We start from the raw sequence: 18,546 nt of genomic DNA, 5'->3' as shown, positions 1-18,546 counted from the left end.
CTTACTCCTTAGCCGTTGGCCCAGTGGGCCTGGCGTTTTTCTAAAAAGGCATTCACGCCTTCTTTTTGATCCTGAGTGTCAAATAAGGCAACAAACAACTCCCGCTCCAGCGGCAGTGCTTTGGCCATGCTGCCGTAACGGCCTTGCTGGATCAGATGTTTGCAGGCAGTGACAGAGGTCGGGCTTTGTTCAGCCACTTTTGCTGCCAACGCCAGTGCTTTTTCCAGCGCTTCGCCCTTGCCAACCACTTCTTCAACCAAGCCAATTTGCAGCGCTTTTTGCGCGTCGACCCGCTCACCGCAGAGGATCATGCGTTTGGCCCAACCTTCACCCACCAGCCAGGCCAGATTCTGGGTGCCGCCGGCACAAGGCAACAAACCAACTTTGGCTTCCGGCAACGCCAGCACCGCCTGAGATTCCGCAATACGGATATCACAGGCCAGCGCGACTTCCAGGCCGCCACCCATCGCGTAGCCGTTAATGGCCGCAATAGACACACCGCGGAAATTGGACAGGGTCTCAAAGGTCTGACCAAAGACCCGCGCCATATCGGATGCAACCGCCTTATCACCGGCAGCAAACAGGTTTAAATCGGCACCAGCCGAGAAAAACTTTTCGCCTTCGCCGATCAGCACCAACGCATAGACATCTTTGTCAGCATTCAGCTGCAACACCAGGTCGCGCAGTGCGATCAGCGTTTGTGCCGTCCAGGTGTTCGCGGGTGGATTTCTGATAGTAATAAGCGCGGTATGACCGCGTTTTTCCAGTTTCAGTTCAGCCATAGTCGCCTCCTTACAGAATGTCGCCAGCCGCTTCATCGAGCAAACGACGGCCAATGATCAGCCGCATGATTTCGTTGGTGCCTTCCAGAATCTGATGCACCCGCACGTCACGGAAATGGCGTTCCAGCGGGTATTCTTTGATATAGCCATAACCACCGTGCAGCTGCAGCGCCTGATCGCAGACGGCAAAACCGACATCAGTGGCGAAACGTTTCGCCATGGCACAATAGGCCGTGGCTTCCGGATCTTTCTGGTCCAGTTTAAAGGCCGCTAACCGCACCATCTGACGGGCTGCCACCAGTTCGGTGGCCATATCGGCCAGTTTAAACTGCAGCGCCTGAAAGGCCGCCAATGGTTTGCCAAACTGCTGACGCTCCAGCATGTAATTGCGCGCTGTATTCAGCGCCTGCTGGGCAGTGCCAATGGAACAGGTGGCAATGTTGATGCGGCCACCGTCCAATCCTTTCATCGCAAAGGCAAAACCTTCGCCTTCCTGCCCCAGCAGGTAGTGGGCAGGAATACGCACATTGTCAAAGGTGACCAGTCGGGTCGGTTGGGCGTTCCAACCCATCTTCTCTTCGGCTTTGCCATAGATCACACCAGCGGCATCGGCCGGCACAATAAAGGCCGAAATACCTTTAGGCCCGGCTTCCCCAGTGCGCGCCATCACCACCAGCACTTCGGTGGAGCCCGCGCCGGAGATAAACATTTTTGAGCCGTTCAGCACATAACTGTCGCCGTCTTTTTTGGCGCTGGTGCGCAGTGACGCTGCATCTGAACCTGAACCCGGTTCGGTTAAACAATAAGACGCCAGTTTCTGGCCTGTGGTTAACACTTCACACCACTCGGCTTTGGCCTGTTCTGTGGCCCAACTGGCAATCATCCAGGTGGCCATATTATGGATAGTCAGCATGGCCGTGGTGGCGGTACAACCCATCGACAGCTGTTCGAATATCAGGCTGGAATCCAGACGGGATAAGCCAAGACCACCGGCATCTTCCGGTGTATAGAGTGAACAGAAACCCAGCTCACCAGCCCGTTGGATCACCTCTTTTGGGAAATGATGCTCGCGGTCCCACTGGGCAGCAAAAGGCGCCAGCTCCTGCTCAGCAAATTGTTTTGCGGTTTCAATAAAAGCTTTTTGGTCGTCGTTCAGAGAAAAATCCATCACAGCACCTGTTGATTTAAAGGCGGTGTCTTGGCACCGCTTGGTTTATACCCGTCGTACTTGAAGCTGCGGCTTTGTTGACTGCGCCATTTCGCCCCAGTCACATAGGTTGACTATGCTCCTGGGGTCTCACTGGCTTGTCGCCTCCCCGCAACTTCAAGTGACTTGGGTATACGTGGTATGAAGTCTGGGTTTATTTATGATTATCCTCTTAACGCAGGTTAATCGACATATTCGGCCCTGACACCTGAATATCGTCGTCAAACCAGCGGGCGGTAATGGTTTTGGTCTCAGTGTAGAAACGTACCGCTTGTTTACCATAGGCATGTTGGTCGCCGTAGAACGAGCCCTTCCAGCCAGTGAAGGAGAAAAACGGCAGTGGCACCGGGATTGGAATATTAATGCCTACCTGACCCACTTCAATTTCATGCTGGTATTTGCGGGCTGCCGCGCCGCTGGCCGTAAAAATGGAGGTGCCATTGCCATACGGACTGGCGTTGACCAGCTCAATGGCTTGTTCTAATGAATCCACCGCCATAGTCGCCAGCACCGGGCCAAAGATTTCATCTTTGTATACCGTCATGTCGCGGGTCACATTGCTAAATACGGTTGGGCCAACCCAGTTACCGTTCGGGTAACCCTCCACTTCAATACCAGAGCCGTCCACCAGACAAGTGGCACCTTCTTTTTTGCCTTGCTCAATCAAGGACAAAATACGTGCCTTGGCCTGCGGGCTGATTTGTGGGCCGTAGGCAGCTTGTGGGTCTGTGTAGACACCAGGACGAACCTTGCTGATGGCTTCGGCCACTTCCGGGATCCAGTTCTGTGCTTCACCAACAAAGACCGCCACCGAAATGGCCATACAACGCTGGCCAGCCGCGCCGACAGAGGCGCCGACTAAGGCGTTGATCACTTGTTGTTTATTGGCATCCGGCATCACCACCATATGGTTTTTCGCACCGGCAAAGGCTTGTACCCGCTTTAAATGCTCGGTGCCGGTTTTGTAAATGTATTGACCGACATTAACCGAACCGACAAAAGAAACGGCTTTGATGTCCGGGTGACGTAATAACACGTCCACCTGTGCTTTGCCGCCGTGCACCACCTGCAGCACGCCTTTTGGCGCGCCGGCCTGCACAAACAGCTCAGCAATTTTATTGACCGTCATCGGGTCTTGCTCTGAAGGCTTCAGCACAAAAGTGTTACCACAGGCAATGGCCATCGGGAACATCCACAGTGGGATCATCGCCGGGAAGTTAAATGGCGTAATACCGGCACAGACGCCCAGAGGCTGAATGTAGCTGTAGGTGTCGATGCTGCGGGCCACGTTTTCGACCGTTTCGCCCATCATCAGTGACGGAATATTGGCCGCCTGCTCCACCACTTCAATACCACGCCAGACATCACCTTTAGCGTCTTCGACAGTTTTACCGAGTTCCTGACAGATAATCTCAGCAATGTCGGCCTGATGGTCTTTCAGCAACTGAGCAAACCGCATCATTAAACGGGCACGCTCCGATACGGGCGTTTCTTTCCAGCTTTTAAACGCCAGCTTGGCGGAGGCAATGGCCTGCTCCATTTCGTCCATCGTCGCGCAAGGTGCCTGGGCGATCACGTCCTGGGTGGCCGGATTGGTGACCGGGATCCACTGCTCGGTGCGTGAATTGACAAATTCACCGCCAATAAAAAGTTGTACCTGGGTGCTCATTCTACTTCTCCCCTTGGTTGGGCGGCTTGCGTCACCCGGTTCGTTATCATTGTCTGTTGATTCGACTGGCCTGTGGCCTGTAGTTTTAATGCGTGTTTTTCGCCGTTAAGGCAGTTCGACCGCCAACGCCACGGCTTCGCCGCCACCAATACATAAGGTGGCAATGCCGCGCTTCAGGCCGCGGGCTTGTAAGGCATGAATTAAGGTCACCAGAATACGGGCCCCTGAAGCACCAATAGGATGGCCCAGCGCACAAGCGCCGCCATTGACGTTGACTTTGTTGACGTCCAGCTTCAGCTCTTTGATTGCCAGCATGGTCACCATGGCAAAGGCTTCGTTGATTTCCCATAAATCCACATCAGCCGTGCTCCAGCCTAATTGGCCCAGCAGTTTCTGCACCGCGCCCACCGGGGCAACAGTAAAGAGTTCAGGTTCCTGCGAATGGGTAGCATGCCCGACTACATGGGCTAATACGGTTTTGCCCTGCGCTTGCGCCGCTTCAGCGCTCATCAGCACCAGCGCGGCGGCACCGTCCGAAATGGAACTGGAGTTGGCTGCGGTAATAGTGCCGTCTTTGGCAAAGGCGGGCCGCAGCGAAGGAATTTTGTCGATTTTGGCGTTGCCTGGTTGCTCATCGATGGCAAATTCGACATCGCCTTTGCGGCTTTTTACCAGTACAGGGCAAATTTCTTTAACAAAAGCACCAGCCTGAATGGCTTGCTGGGCGCGGGTCAATGACATCACCGCGTATTCATCCATTTGCTCACGGCTGAAGCTGTGTTCATCGGCCGTTTTTTGTGCAAAGCAGCCCATAGCTTTACCGTCATAGGCGTTTTCCAGGCCATCCAGCATCATATGGTCTTTCACGTCGCCGTGGCCCATCCGCATACCGGCGCGCGCTTTGGGCAGCAAATAAGGCGAATTGGTCATGGATTCCATACCACCGGCCACCACCACTTGTGCAGAACCGGCTTTAATCAGGTCGCTGGCCAGCATCACTGCTTTTAAGCCAGAACCACAGACTTTATTAATAGTGGTGGCCCCTGCCGATAAAGGTAAACCTGCTTTTAAGGTGGCCTGACGCGCAGGCGCCTGGCCTAGACCTGCGGGCAGTACACAGCCCATAATGACTTCACTGACCTCTGCGCCAGCAAGACCGGACTGTTGCAGTGCAGCCTGGATCACCGAAGCGCCAAGCTCAGTCGCGGCCACATCTGATAAGCCACCCAAAAACCCACCCATGGCCGTACGTTTGGCCGCTACAATGGCAATCTTCTGCTGCTGTGTCATGTTGAAATGCTCCGCTTTATCGCGCTAGTGAATAAAATTGGCCCTGAGCCTACACCAAATTTACGTTTACGCCAACGTCAACCTTGTAACACTATGGTCCTAGTCTGCTGCAAAGGTTCAGCGCTGTATCGGTTGCCCCACAGCCCGATGGCACCTTTGCTTTACAGCGCCAATGCATTGCCGGTGAACTGACTTATTTTATCGGCCAACTGCTTTACCTTTACGTAAACTTCACTTATAGTGGCAACCAGTTTGCAGGAAGGCCCATATGCTAGATAAAGAAGAAAAAACATACAGTATCAGTGAGTTGGCCAAAGAGTTTGATATCACTACCCGCAGTATTCGTTTTTACGAAGATCAGGGCTTGTTAACACCTGAGCGTCAGGGACAAACCCGTATCTACAGTAAAAGAGACAGAGTGCGGCTCAAACTTATCCTGCGCGGCAAACGTTTAGGTTTCAGCCTGTCTGAAACCGGTCAGTTGTTTGAACTCTATGACGCTGATAAAAGCAGCGCCAAACAGCTGATGACCATGCTGAAACTGATTGAGCAGAAAAAAGCCGAGCTGCACCAGCAGATGGATGACATCAAGGTGGTGCTGATGGAACTGGTCACAGTGGAAAAACGCTGTCGCGAAACGCTCGACGAATTAAAGCAAAAGACTCAAGCCTGAAAAGGCTACAACAGGGGAACGGCGCTTGCGCCGCAATAAGAACGCACCGGCAAAGCCGGGCATCTCTACCCCGTCATCCTTGCTGTCTAAAGGATGATGGGGCTACACAAAAGACTCGGCATACCGGGCAAATAACCAAGTCCACGTAAAAACGTTATAGCAAACGGGGAAACTGATGTTCAGTAGCTATAAGACCTTAAATTTCGGCTTGGGTGAAACGGTCGATATGATCCGTGAACAAGTCAACAGCTTCGCCCGCGAAGTCATAGCACCACGCGCCGCCGAAATTGACCACAACAACACCTTTCCTAACGAATTATGGCGCCAGTTTGGCGACTTAGGCCTGTTAGGCATGACCGTCAGCGAAGAGTATGGCGGTTCAGGCTTAGGTTACCTGGAGCATGTAGTGGCGATGGAAGAAATCAGCCGGGCCTCTGCCTCTGTTGGTTTGTCCTATGGTGCCCACTCGAATCTGTGCGTCAACCAGATTTTCCGTAACGGTAACGAAGCACAAAAACAAAAGTATCTGCCCAAACTCTGCTCAGGCGAGCATATTGGCGCTTTGGCGATGTCGGAGCCCAATGCCGGTTCTGACGTGGTGTCGATGAAGCTGCGTGCCGAAAAGAAAGGCGACCGTTACATTTTAAACGGCAACAAAATGTGGATCACCAATGGTCCGGATGCCCACACTTATGTGATCTACGCCAAAACAGATATCAACGCCGGCAGCAAAGGCATTACAGCCTTTATTGTCGAACGTGGCTTCAAAGGCTTTAGTCAGGCGCAAAAACTCGACAAACTGGGCATGCGCGGCTCCAACACCTGTGAACTGGTGTTTGAAGACTGTGAAGTACCAGAAGAAAACGTATTAGGTGATATTGGTGCCGGCGTCAAAGTGTTGATGTCAGGCCTCGATTACGAACGTGTGGTGTTATCCGGCGGGCCGCTGGGCATTATGCAAGCCTGCATGGATGTCGTAGTGCCTTACTTGCACGACCGTAAACAATTCGGCCAGTCCATTGGTGAATTCCAGCTGGTGCAAGGCAAAGTGGCCGACATGTACACCCGGATGAACGCGGCGCGTGCTTATGTCTACACCGTAGCGAAATCCTGCGACCGCAGAGAAACCACTCGTAAAGACGCGGCTGGCGCCATTTTATACAGCGCAGAGCTGGCCACCCAATTAGCACTGGATGCCATTCAGTTGCTGGGCGGTAACGGTTACATCAATGAATACCCGACAGGCCGGTTATTACGTGACGCCAAGCTTTATGAAATTGGCGCCGGCACCTCCGAAATTCGCCGGATGCTAATTGGCCGCGAGTTATTTAACGAGTCCAATTAATTTTTGCGGCGTTCGCATGCCGCCAGCTCCGAATCAGGACTGGACAATGCGAAGCAGATAAGCCGACCGTTGAGCGCCAGGGATGGCGCGAAAACACGGGGATAAATCCCCTGCCCCCCTAAGGATGGGTTCACGGGCGTGTTGGCGTTCTGCTTCGACATTGTCCCCGTATCCGAACCTGTGCGGCCGTCGCCCCAACTCTGTCAGCCAAAGGTGAACAACAGTGGCCAAACTCAGCAGCAAAATAAACTCTCGTCAAGACGACTTCCTGCGTAATCAGACTGCGATGCAGCAGCTGGTCGACGACCTGAATGCCAAAGTACAGCAAATAAAACTGGGCGGTGGCGAAAGCCTGATTGCCCGCCATACCAGCCGCGGCAAACTCTTTGTGCGTGACCGCATCATGAAATTGCTGGACCCGGGTTCACCTTTTCTGGAAGTTGGCCAGTTTGCCGGCTGGGACTGCTATGACGACTATGTGCCGGCCGCCGGTGTTGTGGCCGGTATTGGTCGCGTCAATGGGGTTGAATGCATGATTGTCGCCAACGACGCCACAGTCAAAGGTGGCACTTACTACCCATTGACGGTGAAAAAACATCTGCGCGCCCAGGAAATTGCCGAGAACTGCCAACTACCTTGTATTTATCTGGTTGATTCAGGGGGCGCCAACCTGCCCCGCCAGGATGAAGTCTTTCCGGACAAATTGCATTTTGGCCGCATTTTCTTTAATCAGGCGCGCATGTCAGCCAAAGGCATTCCACAAATTGCCGTTGTGATGGGCCTTTGTACTGCAGGTGGCGCTTATGTGCCGGCGATGGCGGATGAGTCCATTATTGTTAAAGATCAGGGCACCATCTTTTTAGCGGGCCCACCACTGGTCAAAGCTGCCACTGGCGAAGAAGTGTCCGCTGAAGAGCTGGGCGGTGCCGATGTGCACTGTAAAATCTCTGGCGTGGCCGACCATTACGCCGTCAATGACGAACATGCGCTGCAACTGGCCCGCAATGCCGTGTCGCGTTTTAATCACCAAAAACCAGTGCAAGGCGATGTGAAACCGGTCGAAGCACCTTTATTTGACGCCAAAGAGCTGTATGGCATTGTCGGCACGGATCTGAAGAAGCCGTTTGAAGTACGTGAAGTCATTGCCCGTATTGTTGACGGTTCTGACTTTGACGAATTTAAACAGTTCTATGGCCCGACACTGGTCTGTGGTTTTGCCCGTATTTTTGGCAACCCTATTGGCATCGTTGCTAACAACGGCATTCTGTTCTCAGAAAGCGCGCAAAAAGGTGCTCACTTTATTGAGCTCTGTGCCCAGCGCAAAATCCCGCTGCTGTTTTTGCAGAACATCACCGGTTTTATGGTCGGTAAAAAATACGAGGCGGAAGGCATTGCCAAACACGGCGCAAAAATGGTGATGGCCGTGTCCTGCGCCAATGTACCGAAATTCACCGTGTTGATTGGCGGCTCTTATGGCGCCGGTAACTACGGTATGTGCGGCCGGGCTTACGACCCGACCATGATGTGGATGTGGCCAAATGCCCGCATTTCAGTGATGGGTGGCGAGCAGGCCGCAGGCGTGATGGCCACAGTCACCAAAGATGCTCTGGCCCGCAAAGGCGAGCAACTGTCGGCTGACGCCGAACAAGCTATTCGAGAGCCGATCGTCAAACAGTATGAACAGCAGGGGCACCCCTACTACGCGTCAGCCCGGTTATGGGATGACGGTATTATCGACCCGGCGCAAACCCGGATGGTGGTGGGTCTGGCGTTGTCTGCCGCCCTGAATGCGCCTATTGCCGAATCAAAATTCGGCGTGTTCCGAATGTAAGGAAAAGCCGATGACTTATCAGACTATTCAGACGTCTCTAAGCACCAAGGGCGTCGCCGAACTGGTGTTAAACCGCCCAGAGGTTCACAACGCCTTTGGCGATGTCACTATTGCTGAAATGCAGCAGGCACTGCGTGACTTTGCCGCCAACCCGGCCGTACGGGTATTGGTGCTTAAATCCAACGGCAAAAACTTCAGTGCCGGGGCTGACCTCAACTGGATGCGGTCGATGGCGCAGAAAAACTACCAGCAAAACCTGGATGATGCCGGCGAACTGGCCGAGCTGATGCGTCTGCTGGACAACTTTCCGGCGCCTACCCTGGCGTTGGTACAAGGGGCCGCTTTTGGTGGTGCTTTGGGTTTGGTCGCCTGTTGCGACATCGCCCTGGCCGAACAAAGCGCCAGCTTTTGTTTAAGTGAAGTAAAAATCGGTTTGATCCCAGCGGTGATTAGCCCCTATGTGATGCGTGCCATTGGCGAACGCGCCTGCCGCCGCTACTTCCTGACTGCTGAGCGTTTTGATGCCAGCGCTGCGTCGCAGCTAGGTCTGGTACACCAGCTGGTCGATGCAGGTCAGCTGCAAAGCGCGGCCGATGCCATGCTGCAGCAGTTACTGCAAAACAGCCCGGCAGCGCTGCGCTGCGCCAAGGAGTTGATGGCAGCGGTTTACCAGCAGCCCATAGATCCCAGTCTGATCGACAGCACCTCAGCACGCATTGCCGCTATTCGTGTGTCGGCCGAAGGACAGGAAGGCTTAACTGCATTTTTGGAAAAACGCCCACCAGCCTGGTTAGCCAGCACGGAGAACCTCTAAGATGTTCCGCAAAATACTGATTGCCAACCGCGGCGAAATTGCGTGCCGGGTGATTCAAACGGCGCACCAGATGGGTATTCGCTGTGTGGCTGTGTACTCGGAAGCTGACGCCAACGCCCGCCATGTGCAGCTGGCTGACGAAGCCTATTTATTGGGCCCAGCTCCGAGCAAAGACAGCTACTTACGCGCCGATAAAATTCTGGCGATTGCCAAACAAAGTGGCGCTCAAGCCATTCACCCTGGCTACGGCTTTTTGTCCGAAAACGAAGAATTTGCCAAAGCCTGCGCTGAGGTCGGCGTCGTTTTTATCGGCCCTCCGGTCGACGCCATTGCCGCTATGGGCAGTAAAAGTGCAGCCAAAGCCATTATGACCGATGCCGGTGTGCCGCTGGTGCCGGGTTATCATGGCGACAATCAGGACCCGGCCTTTTTGCAACAACAAGCGGACGCTATTGGCTACCCGCTGTTACTGAAAGCCGCTTACGGCGGTGGTGGCAAAGGCATGAAGGTGGTCTGGCAATCCAGCGAATTCAGCGAACAACTGCAAAGCGCCAAACGCGAAGCGCAAAATGGCTTTGGCAACGACAAGATCCTGATGGAACGCTACCTGACCAAGCCCCGTCATGTTGAAATTCAGGTGTTTGCCGACGGCCATGGCAATGCGGTGTATCTGGCCGAACGTGACTGCTCTATTCAGCGCCGTCACCAGAAAGTGATTGAAGAAGCACCAGCCCCTCATTTCAGCCCAGCCCAGCGTCAGGCCATGGGTGAAGCGGCAGTCAAGGCTGCTCAGGCCATCGCCTACCAGGGCGCTGGCACCGTGGAATTCCTGTTCGATGAAGATGGTTCCTTCTACTTTATGGAGATGAACACCCGTCTGCAGGTAGAACACCCGGTCACCGAGATGATCACAGGACAAGACTTGGTGAAATGGCAGTTGCTGGTCGCCGCAGGTTTGCCGTTACCACTGAGTCAGGATGAAATCACTATTGATGGCCACGCCATTGAAGTGCGGGTTTATGCCGAAGATCCGGACCATGATTTCCTGCCTGCCACCGGCAAACTGACATATTTACGCCAGCCAGAGCAGAGCCGTCACGTGCGGGTCGACACCGGCGTGGTGCAAAACGATGAGGTGTCACCTTTTTATGACCCGATGATTGCCAAGCTGATTGTCTGGGATGAAAACCGCGACCGTGCCATCAGCCGCATGCTGCGCGCGCTGGATGATTACCGTATTGCCGGCGTCAAAACCAACCTGAGCTTTTTAACCCGTTTGCTGGAACAACCGGCCTTTGCCAAGGCTGAGCTGGATACCCATTTTATCGAGCGCCATAAAGAAGCGTTATTTGCGCCGCATCAGCAGGAAACCCATCAGGCCGCCCTGCTGGCCGCCCTGTATTTACAGCTGCAGCAAGGCGATAAGCAGCCAGGGTTAGACCCATGGCAGCAGGTCTCTGGCTGGCGTTTAAATGAAGCCGCCACTGTGCAGTTTGCGCTGAAGTCTGGCGAAGAGACACACCTGGTCAGCCTGACCACAGACCAAAGCCCGATGCTGGCGCATTATGACGGTGAACAGACGGAGGTTTCAGCCCGCCTGAACGGAGATGAGCTGCAAGCCAACCTGGCGGGTCATCGCCTGAAAGTACGGATAAGTCAAAGTAACGAGCAGTTGTCGGTGTTCTTTAAGCAACAACGTTATGACTTTGTCTACCAGACCGAACGCCAAAGCCGGCTGGACGACGACCAGGCCGGCCACGGCCTGACCGCGCCGATGAATGGGACTGTGGTCGCGGTGATGGTCGAAGCCGGTGCACAAGTCAGTGCCGGTCAGACCTTATTGGTGATGGAAGCGATGAAAATGGAATACGCCATTAAAGCGCCTGCGGCCGGAACCGTCAGCCAGCTCTATTATAGCGCCGGTGATTTGGTCAAAGATGGCGCTGAACTGGTGGCCTTTGACGCAGATCAAGCGGAGTAAAGCATGGCCCTGACCTTACAGATGAAAACCAACGCAGCTTTGCCAGATCAGGTCCGTATTGTCGAAGTGGGCCCTCGGGACGGACTGCAAAATGAACAAGCGGTGTCGCTTGAAGCCAAAATCGCTTTGGTCAATGCGCTGTCAGCGTCAGGTTTGCAAGTGATTGAAACCGGCGCTTTTGTCTCGCCCAAATGGGTACCACAGATGGCCGACTCCGCCGCCGTTTTTGCCGGTATCAGCCGTAACCCGCAGCTGACCTATTCAGCACTGACGCCGAATTTGCAGGGCTATCAGGCAGCGCTGGCCGCTGGTGCCAGCGAGGTCGCGGTGTTTGGTGCAGCATCCGAAGCCTTTACGCAAAAGAACATCAATTGCAGCATTGCAGAGAGCCTTGAGCGTTTCGCGCCTGTGCTGGCGCAAGCACATGCTGATGGCATCCGGGTCCGCGGTTATGTCTCTTGTGTGGTCGGCTGCCCTTATCAGGGCGAGGTCGACCCGGCAGACGTAGCCCGGGTGGCCAAAGCCTTGTATCAAATGGGCTGCTATGAAATCTCCCTGGGCGACACCATTGGGGTGGGCACACCGGAAAAAGTCCGGCGCATGCTGGACGCTGTGCTGGAGGTGGTGCCTAAAGCCAAACTGGCTGTGCATTTTCATGATACCTACGGTCAGGCCCTGGCCAATATTTACCAGGCACTGCACATGGGCATCAACGTCATCGACAGCTCAGTTGCAGGGCTGGGCGGTTGCCCTTATGCTGCTGGCGCGTCCGGCAATGTCGCCACCGAAGAAGTGGTGTATTTGCTGAACGGCCTGGGTATAGAGTCTGGCGTGGATCTGCAGAAAATAGCTCAGGCCGGCTGGGCCATCAGCGACGTACTGGGCAAAACATCTAGTTCTAAAGTAGGACTGGCGCTGCGTGCACGCTGCAACGACAATAACGGCAAGGCTTAATAACAGTACTATTCGCACTCGAACTAAAGGATAAGTAATGGCAGGGTTTAATAAAGTCGTGACCAGCTACGAACAAGCGCTGGCGGGCCTGACCAACGGCATGACAGTGATCGCCGGCGGTTTTGGTTTATGTGGTATTCCGGAAGGCCTGATTGCCCAGATTAAAAAAATGGGCACACGGGATTTAACCGTAGTCTCCAATAATTGCGGTGTTGATGGCTTTGGTTTAGGCATTCTGCTGGAAGACAAACAAATCAGAAAAATGATCGCTTCTTATGTGGGTGAAAATGCGCTGTTTGAAAAACAGCTGTTGTCGGGGGAGCTGGAAGTGGAACTGACACCTCAAGGCACACTGGCGGAAAAAATGCGCTCTGGCGGCGCGGGCATTCCAGCCTTTTTTACCGCGACAGGTTATGGTACGCCTGTGGCTGATGGCAAAGAAACCCGTGAAATCAATGGCCGCAATTATGTGCTGGAGCACAGCATCACCGGCGATTTCGCTATTGTGCGCGCCTGGAAAGCCGACCGTTATGGCAATCTGGTGTTCCGCCATACCTCGATGAACTTCAATCCTATGGCCGCCACTGCCGGCAAAATTACTGTCGCTGAAGTGGAAGAAATTGTCGAACCGGGTGAACTGGAACCAAGCCAAATCCATACCCCAGGCATTTACGTGCACCGGGTGATCAAGGGCAATTTCGAAAAACGTATTGAACGCCGTATGGTCCGTCAGGGTTAAGGAGACAAGCATGGCTTTATCACGCGAACAGGTAGCGATGCGGGTCGCACAAGAATTACAGGACGGCTTCTATGTCAATCTGGGCATTGGCATTCCAACCTTAGTGGCGAACTATGTGCCAGCGGGCATTGAAGTAATGCTGCAGTCAGAAAACGGTTTATTGGGTATGGGCCCTTACCCGACTGAAGCGGAAATTGACGCCGATATGATCAACGCCGGTAAAGAAACGGTGACTGCCATTAAAGGCGCAGCCATATTCAGCTCGGCCGAGAGTTTTGCCATGATCCGTGGCGGTCATGTGGATTTAACCGTATTGGGTGCTTTTGAAGTGGACCAAAACGGCAATATCGCAAGCTGGATGATCCCAGGCAAACTGGTCAAAGGCATGGGTGGCGCAATGGATTTAGTCGCTGGTGCACAAAACATTATTGTCACCATGACCCATGCCGATAAATACGGCGAATCAAAACTGCTGACCAGTTGCACCCTGCCATTGACCGGTGTGGGCTGTGTGAAAAAGATTGTGACGGATCTCGCGGTACTGGAAGTGAAAGACGGCGCTTTCCACTTATTAGAACGGGCACCTGGCGTCAGTGTGGAAGAAATTCAGCAAAAGACGGCTGGTAAGCTGGTGGTGAATGGCGATATTGCAGAAATGCAGTTTTAACAGCAGCTTCAGCACAACAAGCCGGCCTTAGTGCCGGCTTTTTTACAGTAAAAAAGCACGAATTTGTGCCCTGGCGTTTATTCCCTGCTGATTAATATCACCGCCAATTAAGGCAATCTCGGCATCGGTGCGTACCACAGAGACCCTGTCTATCTCCCCTATCAGCATCACGAACGCCTGCTGCTGATTGGCCAGCTTGTACCAGCCCACTTTGTATCCGGGCAAATTCAGTCCTGACACCAATTCCACAGGTTCAAACTCGGCCAGTTCATCACAAAAACGCAGGTCAATTTTGCTGTTGGCGGCGTGAATATGTTCAACACGGGTTTGAAACAAGCCTGCGGTAATTTCCAGCGCATCCACCGACATCGCCACTCTGTTGTCATTCAGCTTCAGACAAAGGCCTAAGAACAGCAGACAGCAAAGTGCCATGCCCCATAAACAGGCCCTTAAGCTTTGTGGAAACACCCAATAGAGTAAAAACAAGACTAATGCCGGCACCAGCAGTAACGCAGAGATCAAACAAAGATACAGCTGCCACCCCAAGTCAAAAATATACATACAATTCACATTAACCAGCTAATTGGCTACATGATAATAGCAGTGTCGGCATCAGTGGACGCTATATTGTTAAAAATAATTAAACATTGTAACTGAACGGCTATTTAATCATCACCAGAGCAACAAAGTAGCGCAGGTTCAACCATAAATTTGTGCCGGTAGGCCTTGGGCGTCAGGCTGGTGTAGTGTATGAACAACTTCCGAAACGACGACAAATCCTCATACCCCACCTCCGTCATCACCTGCTCCACCGCCATAGTGGTGTTTTCCAACAGCGCTTTGGCGCGCTCAATCCGCAAACGCTGTAAATACGCCATTGGCGTTTCGTCCAGATGCTGTTTAAAACGACGGATGAGGGTGCGGCTGGTCATCGCAAAGGTCTCGGCGATCGAATCCAGTGACAAGGGCGAACGCAGGTGTTGCTGCATATAGTGCTGAATTTCGGCCAGTTTCGGGTCGGCATGCACTAAAGGCAACTGCAAGGATAAATACGGCAACTGCGAATTTCGGTTCGGATCGGTCAGCATGATTTTTGCCATCTGCTGGGCAAAGGCGGTATCCATCATCAGCTCCAGCAGGCGTAAACATAAATTCAGATACGAGGTGGTGGCGCCTGCCGTCAGAATGTTCTGCTGCTGCACCACCAGCTGTTGCAGATTCAGCTGCACCTTTGGAAACATCTGCCGGAAGTAATCTTTAAAAAACCAGACGGACGTCGCTTGTTTGTGGTCCAGCAAGCCGATGCCAGCCAACGCAAAAGCGCCACTACAAAAAGCCGTCAGCCATTTGTCCCGCTGGTAAAAATCAGTGATCTGACTTTGATAAGGACTGAGTACCTGGCTGGCCTGCAGCAGGTCCGCAGGCTTGGTGTCGTGAAAGCCGGGAATGATCAGTGCATCTACTGCGTTCAAATCCACAGGTTCAACTTCCACAAGCACAGCACCGGAGCGAACTAAAGGCGAAGGCCCCATTAGTCTGACCTGAAACAGCGGTTCCTGACGCTTCAGGAAATACCAATACTGATTACAAAAGGTAAAAAAGTCCTGAATGGATGCCACAGCCCCTAAGGCCACCTGATCCGATACCCAAACGGCGATGGTTTTCATTTGTCATTTTTAACACCTAAATGGTCAATAATGACACTTTAGCCGAAATACCCCGGCAGATAAAGTAAGCACAGTTACCAAGGAGCTCATCATGGCACTGATTACAAAACGCACGTTCGTCTGGATATTGTTGGTGTTGACCTGGGGTTTGTTGTTGTCGTTAAGCTGGCAGACCCAACCCGGGTTCTGGTTGCATCTGGTACAGATCCCACTGTTGCTGGTGCTGACCTTAGGTTTGGCCAGCACCAGCCTGGATTAACAGACCTCAGCCTTTGTTGGCTGGGTGACGCTGCAGCACGGTGAGCAGACTGGAGGTATCCCAGCGGCCGCCCCCCTGCGCCTGAACCTGCGCGTAGAATTGGTCAACCAAGCCGGTTATAGGCAAGGTCGCACCATTGCGGCGGGCTTCGTTCAGGGTAATCGACAAGTCCTTGCGCATCCAATCGACCGCAAAGCCAAAGTTATACTGACCGTCCAGCATAGTGTGACCGCGGTTTTCCATCTGCCAGGACTGTGCGGCACCTTTGCTGATCACATCCAGTACAGCATGACCATCCAGACCTGCTTGCTGAGCAAAATGCATGGCTTCCGCCAGGCCCTGGACCACACCGGCAATACAAATCTGGTTCACCATTTTTGCCAGCTGACCTGAGCCAGCGGGTCCCAGCAGCTTGGCGGAACGTGCATAAGACTGTAAACAAGGCTCGGCTTTGGCAAAATGCTCTGGCTCACCACCGAGCATAATGGTTAAAGCGCCATTTTGCGCCCCCGCCTGACCGCCTGAGACCGGCGCATCCAGAAAGCCAAACTGTTTGGCTGCGCAGGCCGCATTAAGCTCCCGCGCCAGCTCCGCTGACGCCGTGGTATGATCAATCAGCACGGCGCCGGCTGCCATGGACGCCAACACCCCCTGCTCACCGTAAACCACCGATCGCACGTCGTCGTCATTGCCAACACAGAGCATCACCAGCGCAGCGTCTTGCGCTGCCAAGGCCGGGCTTGCCGCCCAGTTGCCACCAAATTCGCTGGCCCATTGTTCAGCTTTTGCCTGAGTGCGGTTAAACACGGTGACCTGATACCCGTTGCGCTGCAAATGCCCGGCCATAGGGTAGCCCATAACACCGAGCCCTATAAACGCAACCTTTTGTTGAGATAAAACTGACATATTTTTGACTTATTTCTGTGACAGACTGAGGCCAAGCTTACTGAGTCGCTGCAATGATTGCAAAAACAGGCGACCAATTGCCAAAAAGGACTGTTATGCCGAAAGTTCACCATTTTAAAGTCAATGATCATCAGGGCCAGACGGTCGACCTGGCCAGTTACCGCGACAAGGTTTTACTTATCGTCAACACAGCCAGTCAATGCGGTTTTACCCCTCAGTATCAGGAATTAGAGCAGCTGTATCAAAAATACAAAGCCGACGGTTTTGTCGTGCTGGCCTTTCCATGCAACCAGTTTGGTACTCAGGAGCCTGGCACAGATCAGGAAATCCAGCAGTTTTGTCAGCTTAATTATGGCGTTAACTTCCCGGTTTTTGGCAAGGTGCAGGTGAACGGCCTTGATGCCGACCCTCTGTTCGAATACTTAAAAGACCAGGCCAGAGGCCTGATGAAAACCCGCGCCATTAAATGGAACTTCACCAAGTTTCTGGTCAACCGCCAGGGTGATGTGGTCAAACGCTATGCGCCAAGAACCAAGCCGATGAGTTTGTGCCAATCGGTGGAAGAAGTGCTGAAATCTTGATCTGACATCGGGATTTTGTGGCTGTTTTCCGGTAGGCTGGTGTTTTATGCAAAGGAGCCGCAGAATGAAAGTTGCCTTGTTCAGTGCTAAAAAATACGATCAGCAAAGCTTCCAGCAATGGGCTTCTGCCCGGCTGGAATTCAGTTATTTTGACACTAAGCTCGATGCCAACAGCGTCGGTTTAGCTCAGGGTTTTGACGCCGTCTGCTGTTTTGTTAACGATGATTTATCGGCCCCAGTGCTGGATGCGCTCTACCAACAAGGCATCCGCATGGTCGCGCTGCGCTGCGCCGGTTTTAATAATGTTGACCTGGACAAAGCCAAAACACTTGGCATACGGGTCGCCCGGGTACCAGCCTACTCTCCAGAGGCGGTTGCTGAACACACAGTCGCCATGATCCTCTGCCTGAACCGTAAACTGCATAAAGCCTACAACCGAGTGCGGGATGATAATTTTGCACTGGACGGCTTGCTTGGTTTTAATCTGCACGGCAAAACCATTGGCCTGGTGGGCACCGGCAAAATAGGCAAAGCGACAGCCCGCATTCTGCTCGGCTTTGGCTGCCGTCTGGTCTGTCACGATCTGAGCCAAGACCCGGAGTTAGTTCAACTGGGTGCCAGTTATATGAATTTAGAAGATTTGTTTGTGCAAGCCGATGTGATCAGCCTGCACTGCCCGCTCACGCCCCAAACAGCTCACCTGGTGAATGAATCCAGTTTGCTGTTGATGAAAGATGGTGTGATGTTAATTAACACCAGCCGCGGTGGATTGGTGGATACCAAGGCGGTGATTAAAGGCCTGAAGAGTCGGAAAATTGGCTACCTGGGGCTGGACGTGTATGAGCAGGAAGCTGATTTATTCTTCCGGGATTTGTCTGAGCAGTTGATTGATGATGAGGTCTTCAAACGTTTGCTGACCTTCCCGAATGTGCTCATTACTGGCCATCAGGCATTTTTTACCCAGGAAGCACTGCAACAAATTTGCCAGACCACCAGTGACAATTTGCTGGCCTTCAGCGAAAACCGCTTAGCTGGCACCGAACTCTGACAGTTTTAGACCAAAAAAAGCGGCTCTTTAGCCGTAATGCCAGTCAGTTAAGCTGACTGGCATTATTTTTTGTGCGCATATTTGCTTGGTTTCCGTTTGACTTGCCTTGGGTAGGAACGATGCTCCCGCCTAA

18 protein-coding genes are annotated in these 18,546 nt (G+C 53.1%); 11 read left to right on the top strand and 7 right to left on the bottom strand.

Annotated elements, in window-relative coordinates; all coding sequences use genetic code 11:
- Positions 1–8: 8 nt before the first annotated feature.
- The 4 genes from ACFO3I_RS15580 to ACFO3I_RS15565 form a co-directional block, all read right to left on the bottom strand.
- Positions 9–782 carry an enoyl-CoA hydratase gene (locus ACFO3I_RS15580; RefSeq protein ID WP_377335503.1) on the bottom strand — a complete coding sequence of 258 codons (774 nt, stop codon included), beginning with the start codon at positions 780–782 and terminating at the stop codon, positions 9–11.
- 10 nt (positions 783–792) lie between these two features.
- Entirely contained in the window at positions 793–1,950 is a 1,158-nt protein-coding gene (locus ACFO3I_RS15575) for an acyl-CoA dehydrogenase family protein (RefSeq protein WP_377335501.1), read from the bottom strand.
- 211 nt (positions 1,951–2,161) lie between these two features.
- Entirely contained in the window at positions 2,162–3,658 is a 1,497-nt protein-coding gene (locus ACFO3I_RS15570; protein WP_377335499.1) for a CoA-acylating methylmalonate-semialdehyde dehydrogenase, read from the bottom strand.
- Positions 3,659–3,763: 105 nt separating this feature from the next.
- Positions 3,764–4,948, bottom strand: a complete 1,185-nt coding sequence (locus ACFO3I_RS15565; protein WP_377335497.1) for a thiolase family protein — start codon at positions 4,946–4,948, stop codon at positions 3,764–3,766.
- A 268-nt stretch (positions 4,949–5,216) separates the two neighbouring features.
- Here ACFO3I_RS15565 and ACFO3I_RS15560 point away from each other — a divergent pair, with 268 nt between their 5' ends.
- The 8 genes from ACFO3I_RS15560 to ACFO3I_RS15525 all read left to right on the top strand — a co-directional run bounded on the left by ACFO3I_RS15560 (position 5,217) and on the right by ACFO3I_RS15525 (position 13,952).
- The gene (locus ACFO3I_RS15560; protein ID WP_337843657.1) at positions 5,217–5,621 is read left to right on the top strand and encodes a MerR family transcriptional regulator; all 405 of its coding nucleotides are present in this window, start codon (positions 5,217–5,219) and stop codon (positions 5,619–5,621) included.
- 175 nt (positions 5,622–5,796) lie between these two features.
- Entirely contained in the window at positions 5,797–6,966 is a 1,170-nt protein-coding gene (locus ACFO3I_RS15555; protein ID WP_377335495.1) for an isovaleryl-CoA dehydrogenase, read from the top strand.
- A gap of 223 nt (positions 6,967–7,189) precedes the next feature.
- Positions 7,190–8,797, top strand: coding sequence for a carboxyl transferase domain-containing protein (locus ACFO3I_RS15550; RefSeq protein WP_377335493.1), 1,608 nt, complete (start codon positions 7,190–7,192; stop codon positions 8,795–8,797).
- 10 nt (positions 8,798–8,807) lie between these two features.
- Positions 8,808–9,611 carry an enoyl-CoA hydratase/isomerase family protein gene (locus tag ACFO3I_RS15545; protein ID WP_377335491.1) on the top strand — a complete coding sequence of 268 codons (804 nt, stop codon included), beginning with the start codon at positions 8,808–8,810 and terminating at the stop codon, positions 9,609–9,611.
- 1 nt (position 9,612) lies between these two features.
- Positions 9,613–11,592, top strand: a complete 1,980-nt coding sequence (locus ACFO3I_RS15540; protein WP_377335489.1) for an acetyl-CoA carboxylase biotin carboxylase subunit — start codon at positions 9,613–9,615, stop codon at positions 11,590–11,592.
- A gap of 3 nt (positions 11,593–11,595) precedes the next feature.
- Complete coding sequence (locus ACFO3I_RS15535; protein WP_377335487.1) at positions 11,596–12,546, top strand: hydroxymethylglutaryl-CoA lyase; 951 nt, start codon at positions 11,596–11,598, stop codon at positions 12,544–12,546.
- 37 nt (positions 12,547–12,583) lie between these two features.
- Entirely contained in the window at positions 12,584–13,285 is a 702-nt protein-coding gene (locus ACFO3I_RS15530; RefSeq protein ID WP_377335485.1) for a CoA transferase subunit A, read from the top strand.
- 10 nt (positions 13,286–13,295) lie between these two features.
- Positions 13,296–13,952 carry a CoA transferase subunit B gene (locus ACFO3I_RS15525; protein ID WP_377335483.1) on the top strand — a complete coding sequence of 219 codons (657 nt, stop codon included), beginning with the start codon at positions 13,296–13,298 and terminating at the stop codon, positions 13,950–13,952.
- A gap of 42 nt (positions 13,953–13,994) precedes the next feature.
- Here the strand turns inward: ACFO3I_RS15525 and ACFO3I_RS15520 are convergent, their stop codons facing one another.
- Both ACFO3I_RS15520 and ACFO3I_RS15515 read right to left on the bottom strand, forming a co-directional pair.
- Positions 13,995–14,513, bottom strand: coding sequence for a hypothetical protein (locus ACFO3I_RS15520; protein WP_377335481.1), 519 nt, complete (start codon positions 14,511–14,513; stop codon positions 13,995–13,997).
- Between the two features lie 104 nt (positions 14,514–14,617).
- Positions 14,618–15,619: a GlxA family transcriptional regulator gene (locus ACFO3I_RS15515; protein WP_377335479.1), complete on the bottom strand. Its 1,002-nt coding sequence runs from the start codon at positions 15,617–15,619 to the stop codon at positions 14,618–14,620.
- A 91-nt stretch (positions 15,620–15,710) separates the two neighbouring features.
- Between ACFO3I_RS15515 and ACFO3I_RS15510 the strand changes: the two genes are divergently transcribed.
- A complete protein-coding gene (locus tag ACFO3I_RS15510; RefSeq protein WP_377335477.1) occupies positions 15,711–15,878 on the top strand; it encodes a hypothetical protein in 168 nt (55 codons plus the stop codon).
- A 6-nt stretch (positions 15,879–15,884) separates the two neighbouring features.
- On the opposite strand, the gene ACFO3I_RS15505 is transcribed toward ACFO3I_RS15510, so the two are convergent.
- On the bottom strand, positions 15,885–16,784 hold the full coding sequence (locus ACFO3I_RS15505) for an NAD(P)-dependent oxidoreductase (protein WP_377335475.1): 900 nt from the start codon (positions 16,782–16,784) through the stop codon (positions 15,885–15,887).
- Positions 16,785–16,879: 95 nt separating this feature from the next.
- Here ACFO3I_RS15505 and ACFO3I_RS15500 point away from each other — a divergent pair, with 95 nt between their 5' ends.
- Positions 16,880–17,365, top strand: a complete 486-nt coding sequence (locus tag ACFO3I_RS15500) for a glutathione peroxidase (protein ID WP_377335473.1) — start codon at positions 16,880–16,882, stop codon at positions 17,363–17,365.
- A gap of 64 nt (positions 17,366–17,429) precedes the next feature.
- Positions 17,430–18,413, top strand: a complete 984-nt coding sequence (locus ACFO3I_RS15495; RefSeq protein WP_377335471.1) for a 2-hydroxyacid dehydrogenase — start codon at positions 17,430–17,432, stop codon at positions 18,411–18,413.
- Positions 18,414–18,546: the final 133 nt, after the last annotated feature.

The organism is Rheinheimera marina (assembly GCF_042654345.1).
GTDB lineage: Bacteria > Pseudomonadota > Gammaproteobacteria > Enterobacterales > Alteromonadaceae > Pararheinheimera > Pararheinheimera marina.
This window is presented reverse-complemented; position numbering and strand designations above follow the sequence as displayed.

Bases quoted from the DNA above. Each gene is read 5' to 3' on its own strand.
- ACFO3I_RS15580 (WP_377335503.1), bottom strand. From the start codon at position 782: ATGGCTGAACTGAAACTGGAAAAACGCGGTCATACCGCGCTTATTACT.
- ACFO3I_RS15575 (WP_377335501.1), bottom strand. From the start codon at position 1,950: ATGGATTTTTCTCTGAACGACGACCAAAAAGCTTTTATTGAAACCGCA.
- ACFO3I_RS15570 (WP_377335499.1), bottom strand. From the start codon at position 3,658: ATGAGCACCCAGGTACAACTTTTTATTGGCGGTGAATTTGTCAATTCA.
- ACFO3I_RS15565 (WP_377335497.1), bottom strand. From the start codon at position 4,948: ATGACACAGCAGCAGAAGATTGCCATTGTAGCGGCCAAACGTACGGCC.
- ACFO3I_RS15560 (WP_337843657.1), top strand. From the start codon at position 5,217: ATGCTAGATAAAGAAGAAAAAACATACAGTATCAGTGAGTTGGCCAAA.
- ACFO3I_RS15555 (WP_377335495.1), top strand. From the start codon at position 5,797: ATGTTCAGTAGCTATAAGACCTTAAATTTCGGCTTGGGTGAAACGGTC.
- ACFO3I_RS15545 (WP_377335491.1), top strand. From the start codon at position 8,808: ATGACTTATCAGACTATTCAGACGTCTCTAAGCACCAAGGGCGTCGCC.
- ACFO3I_RS15540 (WP_377335489.1), top strand. From the start codon at position 9,613: ATGTTCCGCAAAATACTGATTGCCAACCGCGGCGAAATTGCGTGCCGG.
- ACFO3I_RS15535 (WP_377335487.1), top strand. From the start codon at position 11,596: ATGGCCCTGACCTTACAGATGAAAACCAACGCAGCTTTGCCAGATCAG.
- ACFO3I_RS15530 (WP_377335485.1), top strand. From the start codon at position 12,584: ATGGCAGGGTTTAATAAAGTCGTGACCAGCTACGAACAAGCGCTGGCG.
- ACFO3I_RS15525 (WP_377335483.1), top strand. From the start codon at position 13,296: ATGGCTTTATCACGCGAACAGGTAGCGATGCGGGTCGCACAAGAATTA.
- ACFO3I_RS15520 (WP_377335481.1), bottom strand. From the start codon at position 14,513: ATGTATATTTTTGACTTGGGGTGGCAGCTGTATCTTTGTTTGATCTCT.
- ACFO3I_RS15515 (WP_377335479.1), bottom strand. From the start codon at position 15,619: ATGAAAACCATCGCCGTTTGGGTATCGGATCAGGTGGCCTTAGGGGCT.
- ACFO3I_RS15510 (WP_377335477.1), top strand. From the start codon at position 15,711: ATGGCACTGATTACAAAACGCACGTTCGTCTGGATATTGTTGGTGTTG.
- ACFO3I_RS15505 (WP_377335475.1), bottom strand. From the start codon at position 16,784: ATGTCAGTTTTATCTCAACAAAAGGTTGCGTTTATAGGGCTCGGTGTT.
- ACFO3I_RS15500 (WP_377335473.1), top strand. From the start codon at position 16,880: ATGCCGAAAGTTCACCATTTTAAAGTCAATGATCATCAGGGCCAGACG.
- ACFO3I_RS15495 (WP_377335471.1), top strand. From the start codon at position 17,430: ATGAAAGTTGCCTTGTTCAGTGCTAAAAAATACGATCAGCAAAGCTTC.